The organism is Thermostichus sp. MS-CIW-41, from assembly GCF_054058915.1.
Genome location: NZ_JBSSBO010000026.1, coordinates 32,581 through 41,811, shown reverse-complemented (window position 1 = coordinate 41,811; position 9,231 = coordinate 32,581). Strand labels below are relative to the sequence as shown.

The 9,231-nt window shown below is 59.3% G+C and carries 7 protein-coding genes; 2 read left to right on the top strand and 5 right to left on the bottom strand.

Features of this window, described 5'->3' with window-relative positions:
- Positions 1–444 precede the first annotated feature (444 nt).
- From purD to ACVWXE_RS09005, 3 genes are all read right to left on the bottom strand, one after another.
- Positions 445–1,740, bottom strand: a complete 1,296-nt coding sequence (purD, locus tag ACVWXE_RS09015; RefSeq protein ID WP_457467032.1) for a phosphoribosylamine--glycine ligase — start codon at positions 1,738–1,740, stop codon at positions 445–447.
- Positions 1,741–1,842: 102 nt separating this feature from the next.
- Positions 1,843–3,018, bottom strand: coding sequence for a glycosyltransferase (locus ACVWXE_RS09010; RefSeq protein ID WP_414383000.1), 1,176 nt, complete (start codon positions 3,016–3,018; stop codon positions 1,843–1,845).
- 83 nt (positions 3,019–3,101) lie between these two features.
- Positions 3,102–4,391 carry an HD domain-containing protein gene (locus tag ACVWXE_RS09005; RefSeq protein WP_457474020.1) on the bottom strand — a complete coding sequence of 430 codons (1,290 nt, stop codon included), beginning with the start codon at positions 4,389–4,391 and terminating at the stop codon, positions 3,102–3,104.
- A 238-nt stretch (positions 4,392–4,629) separates the two neighbouring features.
- Here ACVWXE_RS09005 and ACVWXE_RS09000 point away from each other — a divergent pair, with 238 nt between their 5' ends.
- Positions 4,630–5,511 carry an SGNH/GDSL hydrolase family protein gene (locus tag ACVWXE_RS09000; RefSeq protein ID WP_457490125.1) on the top strand — a complete coding sequence of 294 codons (882 nt, stop codon included), beginning with the start codon at positions 4,630–4,632 and terminating at the stop codon, positions 5,509–5,511.
- A gap of 71 nt (positions 5,512–5,582) precedes the next feature.
- Here the strand turns inward: ACVWXE_RS09000 and ACVWXE_RS08995 are convergent, their stop codons facing one another.
- Together ACVWXE_RS08995 and dapA are read right to left on the bottom strand one after the other, a co-directional pair.
- Positions 5,583–7,418 carry a ribonuclease J gene (locus tag ACVWXE_RS08995; protein ID WP_457490124.1) on the bottom strand — a complete coding sequence of 612 codons (1,836 nt, stop codon included), beginning with the start codon at positions 7,416–7,418 and terminating at the stop codon, positions 5,583–5,585.
- Positions 7,419–7,637: 219 nt separating this feature from the next.
- A complete protein-coding gene (gene dapA / locus ACVWXE_RS08990; protein WP_457490123.1) occupies positions 7,638–8,558 on the bottom strand; it encodes a 4-hydroxy-tetrahydrodipicolinate synthase in 921 nt (306 codons plus the stop codon).
- 275 nt (positions 8,559–8,833) lie between these two features.
- Here dapA and ACVWXE_RS08985 point away from each other — a divergent pair, with 275 nt between their 5' ends.
- Positions 8,834–9,205: a nitroreductase family protein gene (locus ACVWXE_RS08985; protein WP_457384674.1), complete on the top strand. Its 372-nt coding sequence runs from the start codon at positions 8,834–8,836 to the stop codon at positions 9,203–9,205.
- Positions 9,206–9,231: the final 26 nt, after the last annotated feature.

The following is a 9,231-nucleotide window of genomic DNA, read 5'->3' as shown; positions in this document are numbered from 1 at the left end:
AACAGAAAGATCAACTGGTAGTAATCCGTACTGAACATATTATACATTATTTTCAGTATAGTTGAGCTTATTATTGACTAGAGTCATGCTCCTCTGCCATGCGCTGCCCCAGACGACCACCCCCAACCCCTCTTCCACCCTGGGAGAGGAAATGCCTGCTCTAGGGGATCCGGGTCCGCAACAGTTCAAGTGGGCTAATGGGGGATCCCCCTCGAGAGGGGAGAGACTCAGCTCAGCAATATCCGTGCCTAGTCAAAGCAGAGGGCTATTGTTAAGGAATCTAAAGTAAAGTTGAGCTTTTGATATCACTGTTGCCGTCTTGTTACCGAAAGCGCTATCGTCTAAGCATCAAAGCTTTTTTCAAAGCTGCTTTATGGGCCCTGGAGGAGCGACCCCTCTGGGGCTTCTTCCATCCGGCTGCAGCTGAGAGGGCAAGGGATGGCTTTATGGGGTAGGGATCACTCCTCGGCGGACGGCAGGCCCCAGGGCGTGGCTGCCGATGTCAGAACGGTAGTAGGCCTTGGGAAACTGCACTTGCTCCACAGCTGCGTAGGCTTGGCGCAGGGCCTCGGATAGGGTTGCCCCTTGGCCGGTAAGACAGAGAACGCGCCCGCCATCGCTCAGGAGCTGCTTGCCTGCCTGGCGGGTACCCGCGTGAAACACCAACGCCCCCGTGGTGGCAGCTGCATCCAAGCCGGAGATGGGGATCCCTCGCTCGTAGGCATCGGGATAGCCTGGGGCTGCCATCACCACGCAGGCGGCATAGCCGGGTTTCCATTTGAGCTGGATTTGGGCCAGCCGTCCTTCTATACAGGCCAGCAGCACCTCGTCCAAAGGGTTTTCCAGCAAGGGCAGGAGGACTTGAGCCTCTGGATCCCCAAAGCGGCAGTTGTACTCCAACACGTAGGGATCCCCACTGGGCGTGATCATCAAACCGGCATAGATCACCCCCTGGTAGCGGATGCCCCGCCGTTGCAAAGCCTCCAGGGTGGGATCCAGGATCTGGGTTTGGATGCGGGCCAACCCTTCTGGAGTGACCAGGTGATCCGCAGGGGCATGAGCTCCCATGCCGCCGGTGTTGGGGCCGGTATCGCCCTCGCCAAGGCGCTTGTAGTCCTGGGCAGGTGGCAGCGGCACACAGATCTGGCCATCGGTTAGAGCCAAAACCGACACCTCCTGGCCGGGGATAAACTCCTCGATCAGCACCTGATCGCCCGGCTTGGCCAGGGCAGCTTCTAGAGCTTGCACCGCTTCTTCCCGGTTTTGGGCAACGGTTACCCCCTTGCCGGCAGCCAGTCCATCTTTTTTGATGACCACTGGGAAACTCTGGGAGTCGAGATAGGCCACAGCGGCAGATAGCTCAGCAAAGCCGGTAGCGCGAGCAGTCGGGATCCCCGCCTCTTGCATCAATTGCTTAGCCCAGAGTTTGCTTCCTTCCAGTTGGGCAGCGGCGCGGCTAGGCCCGAAAATGGGCAACCCTGCTGCCTGGAAGGCGTCCACGATCCCCTGCACCAAGGGCAGCTCTGGCCCTACCACCGTCAGGCGGATCCCTTGTACGGTAGCAAACCGCACCAGGCCTTCAATGTCGGTAGCCGCCAAAGCCACGGATTGACAGCGGGGCAGCTGCTGCATGCCGCCGTTGCCGGGGGCACAGTAGATCCGAGTAACCTGGGGAGACTGCAACAGCTTCCAGGCCAGAGCGTGTTCTCGCCCCCCAGATCCGATGACCAGAGCCTGCATGGTGTGCTATTCCGCTGTTTCTAAACCCAGCTTGCCTGTTTTCCGAACATCCCCCATTAGACCATGTTCTTGTACCATTTCTGGGGTGTTGGCGCACTCCGGTCAGTGGACGGCGAGAGAACGGCCCCGCCAAGTCCAGTTGCGGCCGGTGGTGGTGCGGATGGCCGAAGCCAAGATGATGGCCGCTGTCGCCCAACCCCCCACTGCCGTTAGCCACCAGTAGCAGAGGGGCAGATGCGCCCAATGCCGGAGCAGAAGCCGGATGGCCAATTGGGCCAGGATCCCTGCCAAGCTGGCCAACAGCACCTCCAGGGATCCCGTAGCCCCAGCCAGGATCACCCCCAACCAGGGCAAGCTGCAGATCCCCAAGACCGTACCCATTGCCAACACCGCCAAGGCCCAGTTGCGCTCCAGGCCCAGGAACCAGTTTTTGGTCCACCCTTCCCAAAGGGCAGCCCCGTTGGCATACATGCGGCTGCGCACCCGCGGCCCTCCCAGGCAAATTTGCAGGCCCAACCCCTGGGCTTTGATCCGTTGCCCCAGGGCCACATCCTCGATCACCACATCGGCCACTCCGGCATGCCCGCCAACTTGCTCGTAGGCAGAGCGCCGAAACAGCAGGAAGGGACCAAAGGCAAAGGCTTTGGGGTTGTCGGGATCGTTGACGGCGGCAAAGTTGTAACCCACCGCCAGGATGGTCATCATGATGGGTTGCACCAGCCACTCCGCTAGGCAACCGCACACCAATTGCGGCCCTACACTCACCAAGCCGCTGCCGCTTGCCAGCAAATGTCCTAAGGCCGCTTCAATGGCACCGGATCCCAGCCGCACGTCGCAATCCAGAAACAGCAAGTAGTCGGCTTCTACGCGGGCGACGGCTTGGGCACAGGCCCAGTTTTTGCCCACCCACCTTTGGCCTTTGGGACGGGGATCCCCCTTGAGCAGGTGTAGGCGCGGATCTTGCCGTTCGGCAGCCAGGGCTTGGGCCAGCTCCCAGGTGGCATCCGTGGATTCATCGTCCACCAACCACACCTGTAAAGGGGCAGAGGTGCTGTCCAGAATGCTGCTCAGGCAGCCCACCACGTTCTCGGCCTCGTTGTAGGCGGGCACGATCACCGCCAGCCGCTCCATCCCGGCCGCGATTTCCCCTGCCTGTTCCGCCGGGGGATCCCTCAGCCAGGGGGAAGCCCGCAACGCTCGCCTCAGTTGCAGGGCCACTAGGGCAATCGCCAAAGCTGTTAAGGACAGTACCCCCGTTAGGATTTCTCGGATCCCCACTCCTGCTTCCCTCGTTGTTTAGATGTGCTCAGGAACAGATTCCCACCTCTAATGCTCTAGCTCTGGGATGGCCCAATGATTTTCTAGGCAGACAAAACCCCCTCTACGATATCGCCATAGGGCCGGGGAAAGATTAGCCAGACCTGGCGCTGGGTTTCCACCAAGGCACGCACCAAAGGGGAAAGATGGGCAATTTCTTCATAGCCACGCTCGGTTTTGAGCTGGATCCCTTGGTCATAAAAGCTATAGCCCTGGACATGGGCAGAGCGGATGCCCAAGTAACTTTCAGGATCCAGCCCGTCCTGCAGCATTTTGGCCTGCACGGCGGCCACCAGGGTTTGGCGTTGTTCCTCAGACAACTGGGTAATGTTGCGGGCCTTGAACAAATCCCGCTCCAAGTAGCGCCGCGACAGATCCGCCAAGATGGGATCCTTCCCCGACATGGCCCAGAGGCGCATGGGGTAGCTGAAGATGATATCGTCGGCAGCCAAGTAGAGGGGGAGCGGCAACTCGAAGGGATCCCCTTTTTGAGCCGCCAGCGAGGCCCAGCACCAAGCGCTGAGGATGGGATCCAGCTCAATCTCCCCCCTTTGCAGGAGCGCCTCTGCCCGCCTGAATAGCCGCTCCAAGATAAAACGGGCACAGAGGCTCTTGGGGTGCTGGTACACCTGGGTGTACATGAAATAGCGCACCACCAGGTAGTGCTCGATGGCCCCCAAGCCTTTGCGAGCCGGGATGGACAGGGATCCCGTCTCCGGGTCATAATCCAGCACCGTTAGGATGCGATCCAGGTCGAGGTGGCCATATTGGGCGCCCGTGAGCAGGCTGTCCCGCATCAGGTAATCGAAGCGGTCGCAGTCCAGTTGGCTGGAAATAAGCTGACCTACCAGCGGCAGGGGAAATTGCTTCTGCAACACCTGCTGCATCTGGGTCGGCAGTTGGGAATCAAACTCTGCCAGCAGCGTCCCCACTTGGGGATCCTCCCGGAGAATGCGGGCCGTCCAAACCTCGTGCCGGCAGCCGAAGATCTCTTCCCCGGCATGGCTAAAAGGGGCATGGCCAATGTCGTGCAGCAGAGCCGAGGCCAAGGTTACCGCCCGATAGGGACGCAGCTCTGGGTAGCGATGGGCCAATTTGTCGAACAGCCGCCGCGTTACCTGCAGCACCCCCACCGAATGGGTAAAGCGGGATCCCTCTGCCCCATGGAAGGTAAAAAAGGCCGTGTCCAACTGGCGAATGCGGCGCAGCCGCTGAAAGGCCGGTGTATCGATCAGGCGAATGAGCAGAGCCTCAACCGCGTCCCCTCCATTCAGGCTGATGGCGCCATGCAGGGGATCGTGGTAGGTGCGGGACTTGCAAAACCGTAGCGGCATACTCCCACCATACCTCGCCAATTTTGGGATCCTTGGCTAGCCTGTCTGGGGGTGCTTCCCGCCTCGCCCTATCTATGCCCGCTTTCCCATGCCTCTCTCTGCAAAGGATGCCAGCACCCGAACCCCAGAAAACTCGACTCCAAGACAACAAGACAGCTGGGTGTTCCTCCTCTCCCTGCTGATTTTGATACTCAGTTTGGGGCTAACCGGCTGCTCTGCCAGTTCTGGATCCCCTGTTGTGCCCAGCCCACCCACCCTCACCCGCTACGTTGCCCTGGGAGCCAGCGATGCCGTTGGCTACAACGCCTCCATTTCCTGTGATGGCCCAGCCAACGCCGCCGGCACTCGACCCCAGCGCTCAGAGCCCCTGGACTGCCCCAATGGAACGGGCTATGTGCCCCGCCTGGCCCGGTCTTTGCCGGCCCCGGTTGAGCTGGTCAATTTGGGCCGTTCGGGAGCGGTGCTCAGCCCCGCCATGCAAGCCCTGAGGCAGGGGATCCCGGCCAATTTGCTGCAGGATCAAGTGCCGCGCCTTCCCCCCGATGCCACCCTGATCACCATTTGGGTGGGCGGAAACGATACCAACGCCATCGCTCTGGCGGCGGCTCAACGGGCTCTCCAAGGTGAGGATCCCTTGCCCTTCGTCGATCAGCAGATCCGACAATTCGCCGCCGATTACCAAACCCTGCTGCAAGCGGTGCGTGCCCGTGCCCCTCAAGCTCGCCTGGCGGTGGCCAACCTGCCCAACTTCGCCCTGATTCCTCTGGGTCAGCAGCAACCCAGCAGCGTGCGCCAACTGCTCTCCCTGATCTCGGTTGGCCTCACGCAACGGGCCATCAACCCCTTAAGCCAACAGGGGATCCCAGTGGTGGACTTGCTCTGCGATCCCCGCTCCTACCGACGCGAGTCCTTCTTTCCCGGCCCGCTGGCCGACGGCTTTCACCCCAACGACCGGGGCTACGCCGATTTGGCCGATGCCTTCTTGAGCGCCCTTCGGCAACCGCTCCCTCCCCAAACCCGCTGCCCTCCCTTTAGCGAGGTGGGATCCCTGCAACCAGATGCGGCGGCAGAGTCTGCCCTCCGCAGTTTTCTCACGGATGGATACAAGCCGGCACAATAGGAAGGATCCCTGCGCTCGGCAAGGGATCCCAAAGGCGCTTAGACGATCCAGCCACGGAGAACGGGCCAGTTTTAGGAAGCAGCTACCGCTGCCGAGGAACGCCGCCGCCGGCCCAGAGCACCCGCTACCGGCTCCGGTTGGGTTTCCACACTCAGGGAAGACACAGACTCCTCTTCAGGGGATTGCACAAAAACCGCCACCGTGGGCTTGCCGGGCAATTGTTCTCGCAAGAAACGGCGCACCACCCGCTCCACTTCGCCCTTAAGGCCGGCCCAGTCGATGTCCAGGCTGCCCCGCTCCAGCGAGCGAGCAAATTGGGGCCACGCTTGCCGAAGGGTGTTCTCCAGAAGGGGTTTCAGGTCGGATCCCTTGAGTTGGTTCCCTTCCCCCGCCAAGCCAAAGGTTTGCACCTGCGGGGTGCAGAGCAACTGGCCGCTGCCGTCCAGGCTGATCACCACCGTCACCATGCCATCTTTGGCGATCTGCTGCCGCTCCTGCAGCATCTCATCCATCACCACTCCATCGTGGGAAGCGGCGATCATCTGTAGGCCAGAGGGGACGCGGCCTGTGATGGCAATGCGCTCCCGGTTCACCTCCACCACATCGCCATTGTCGATGATCACAATGTTTTCCCGCGGGATCCCCATGCTCATGGCGGTTTCGGCGTGCTTGACCAGCATGCGGTATTCCCCGTGGGTGGGAACGAAGAACTTGGGGCGGGTGAGGGCAATCATCAGCTTTTGGTCTTCCTGGCAGCCGTGGCCGGAAACGTGCAGGCCCTTGTCTTTGCCGTAAATGACATTGGCTCCCAGCTCCATCAGCTTGTCGATGACCCGCGAGACCGCGATGGTGTTGCCAGGGATCGGGTTGGCCGACCACACCACCGTGTCGCCTGGCTTGATTTGCAACTGCGGGTGCTCGCCGTTGGCGATGCGGGTGAGAGCAGCTAGAGGTTCTCCCTGGGATCCGGTGGTGAGGATGATCACCCGGTCATCCGGCAGGCTGTTGATCACATGCATCGGCTGCAGCGTCTCGTCCTTGCAGCGGATGTAGCCCAAGCGCCGCGCATGAGCCACCACGTTTAGCATGGAGCGGCCCAGCAGAGACACCACCCGACCTTGCTGTTCGGCAATCTGCAGCACCAAGTTGAGACGATGTACCGAAGAAGCAAAGGTGGTGATGATCACCCGTCCCTTGGCTCCGGCAATGGCCTTGGTGAGACCGGGCACCACTGAGGCTTCAGAGGGGGTGAACCCCGGCACTTCAGCGTTGGTGGAGTCGCTGATCAGGCAGAGCACTCCCTTTTCTCCATGTTCGGCCAACCGCTGCAGGTCGAAGTACTCCCCATCCACGGGGGTATGGTCGATCTTAAAGTCGCCGGTCTGAATAATGACGCCCACAGGCGTGTGCAGAGCCACCGTAAAGCTATCGGCAAACGAGTGGGTGTTGCGAATGAATTCGGCAAAAAAGTGCTTACTCAAGGGAACGATTTCGCGGGGGCCCACAGGACGCAGCTCTGTGCGGTTGAGCAGGCCCACTTCCCGCAATTTCTCTTCCAGCAGCGCCAGCGCCAATCTGGGGCCGTAGATGACCGGAATATCAAATTCCCGCAGGTGATACGGGATCCCGCCGATGTGATCTTCATGGCCGTGGGTAACCACCATCCCCCGCACTTTGTCTCGATTTTGCTTGATGTAGGTCATGTCCGGCAGCACGATATTAATGCCGTGCATGCTCTCATCGGGAAAAGCCAAACCGGCATCCAAGAGGATGATGTCATCCTCGTAGCGGAAGGCCCATGTGTTTTTGCCGATCTCCCGTTCGCCGCCCAGCGGAATCATCTGAACGGAAGAGGTGGATTGTGGGGTTACAGAACGAGAAGCAACTGAAGAACGTGGTGTTGGCATATGGGTTTAGATCCTCAACAGTAAAAAAACAAAAACAGAAATGGGCACAAGCTATCCCCGACAAAGTTGTGGGCGAAAGCCGCAACTCATCCATTTCCCAGGCCGGGGAAGAGCTTTTCAGGGAAAAAGCTACCTACCCACAGGTCAAACGCCACAAAAGAGCCCCTTGCAAACTCCTGAAAACCGTGGTCATGGCAGAAGCAAAGCCTAAAAATGCAATCATGAAACTTTCGTCGCCATTTGTTCGGATCCCTTCGATTCAGCCAGTAGGCCCATCTCTTCAAGCACCTGTCGCAAAACCTGCAGAGAACTGGGCTGTAGAGGCGCTAGGGGAAGGCGCGCCCGACCCACTCGCCAACCCTGCATCTCCAATGCGGCCTTAATCGGAACTGGGTTGGTCTCGATGAATAAAACCTTGAACAACGGAAACAGGCGCAGGTGGTGGGCCAAAGCTTGATCGTGTTGCCCCCTGATGTAGCTCTGGATCAGCTCCTGCAACTGCAACCCAACCAGGTGGCTGGCTACACTGATCACCCCGCTCCCCCCCAAAGATAGGAGCGGCAACGTCAGAGAGTCATCCCCTGAATAGATGGCGAAACGCGAGGGAGTGAGTCGCCGAATTTCCGAAGCTACATCCATCATACCACTGGCTTCTTTGATGGCGACAACCGTTTCCAATTCTGCCAATTTCGCTACGGTCTCCGGCTGTAAACTGGCCCCTGTCCGACTGGGAATGTTGTAGAGCAAGATGGGCAGGTCGCTGGCTTGAGCAATGGCCTTGAAGTGCTCATAAAGGCCGGCCTGGGTAGGCTTGTTGTAGTAGGGCACCACCTGCAAAGAGCCATCCAAACCCAATTGCGCAGCCTTTTTTGTGGCTTCAATGGCCTCACGGGTGGAGTTGGATCCCGTCCCGGCGATCACCTTAGCCCGACCGGCTACGGCATCTCGCACCACGCGGAACAGCTCATACTCCTCTTGCCAGGTTAGGGTGGGAGATTCGCCTGTGGTGCCACAGACCACCAAGCCGTCACTGCCGTGGGTTGCCAAGTAATCGGCCAAACGAGCGGCCTCATCGTAGTTAAGCTCCCCCTCATCGGTAAAGGGGGTAACCATGGCCGTCAGCACTCGACCGAAGTTCACCGATTGCTTCTCCCCATCAACCACACCAATCCGACGATTAATCGGGCGACCCAGATGAGACCAGTTTGTTTTTCCATCATACCTGCCTTTGCGTTAGGGATCCCGCTTGCCTGCCCTGCCAAGGCCCAGTTTGTGCCTCACCCGGTTGCCACAGGCTGGATAAAAGGGAGATAACAAAGAAGACAGACCGTTTGAACACGGAATGTATAGCCATTTGCCAATCCTGCCCCTACCTTTGGGGGGAGCAGCCTTTCTACCGACACTTGAGGATCCCTATGGACGCCCTAACTGCCCTGAAAGAGCGCATTTCCGCCGACAAATTGGATCCCAGCCGCCGTTTATCGGAAGCGGAGATCCGAGAGCTGGTGGCTTATGCTACGGAAGCTCCTTCTTCCTTCAACATTCAGCACTGGCGGTTTGTTGCGGTCACCGACCCGGAAGACAAAGAGCGCCTCAAATCTCTGGCCTACAACCAACAGAAGGTGGCGGATGCATCGGTGGTGTTTATCATCCTGGGGGATCTGCGGGGGTATGAGAAACTGCCTGAAATTGTGCAAAGAAGCGTTGCTGCCGGGATCCTCTCGCCCGAAAAAGCGGAAGGCTGGGTGAACATGGCCCAGGCAACCTATCTGATACATTCACGCTGAACTCTCCTGAACATGGTTCAGGAAAG

Excerpts from the sequence above, each read along its gene's own strand:
- purD (WP_457467032.1), bottom strand. The coding sequence starts at position 1,740 with ATGCAGGCTCTGGTCATCGGATCTGGGGGGCGAGAACACGCTCTGGCC.
- ACVWXE_RS08985 (WP_457384674.1), top strand. The coding sequence starts at position 8,834 with ATGGACGCCCTAACTGCCCTGAAAGAGCGCATTTCCGCCGACAAATTG.
- ACVWXE_RS08995 (WP_457490124.1), bottom strand. The coding sequence starts at position 7,418 with ATGCCAACACCACGTTCTTCAGTTGCTTCTCGTTCTGTAACCCCACAA.
- ACVWXE_RS09005 (WP_457474020.1), bottom strand. The coding sequence starts at position 4,391 with ATGCCGCTACGGTTTTGCAAGTCCCGCACCTACCACGATCCCCTGCAT.